This is a genomic window from Aureimonas sp. SK2 (assembly GCF_029813115.1).
GTDB lineage: Bacteria > Pseudomonadota > Alphaproteobacteria > Rhizobiales > Rhizobiaceae > Aureimonas.
On record NZ_JAPZDS010000068.1, the window covers coordinates 1 to 661 of the forward strand.

Annotated in this window: 1 protein-coding gene; it reads left to right on the forward strand. The window is 68.8% G+C overall.

The genetic code is table 11. The annotated features are described in order from the left end of the window. The coding region (locus tag O5O54_RS22245) for an efflux RND transporter periplasmic adaptor subunit (protein ID WP_279484027.1) at positions 1-661 on the forward strand (661 nt) is incomplete at both ends.

Genomic DNA, 661 nt, shown 5'->3' on the forward strand with positions numbered 1-661 from the left:
CGAACAGGCGCGCATCAACTTCGATCGCCAGGACCAACTGCTGCGGAGCGGCGTGACGACGCGCGGCAACTTCGAGAACGCGCGCAAGGACCTGCGGGACGCGCAAGGCAATCTCGACAGTGCGAGAGCCAGTCTGGCCAACGCGCGGGAGCAGTTGACCTTTACCGAGCTGCGGGCCGACGCGGACGGTGTCATCACGGAAAGACGCACGGAAACCGGACAGGTCGCCCCCGCGGCCCAGCCGGTCTTCACCCTTGCGCACGAGGGCGAGCGCGAGGCGGTGTTCGACGTCTATGAGTCCCTCCTTCTCGAAGACCCGTCGCCGTCGGGCGAACTGACCGTGCGCCTCGTCGGCGACCCTTGGGTCGAGGCGCGGGCTAAGGTCCGCGAGATCTCGCCGACCTTCGACAGCCGCACGGGAACGGTGCGGGTCCGCGTGACCCTGATCGCCCCGCCAGAGCGCATGGGCCTTGGAAGCGCCGTCGTCGGCGTCGCGCAGGGACAGGAGAAGCGCTTGGCGAGGCTGTCCTGGCGCGCCCTGTCGGCCGACACCGGGGGAGCCGCGGTCTGGGTCATCGACGAGGCGACGAAAGCCGTCTCGCTTCGCCCGATTGAGGTCGACAGCTACCGGACCGGCTACATTCTCGTCTCCGGCGGGCTA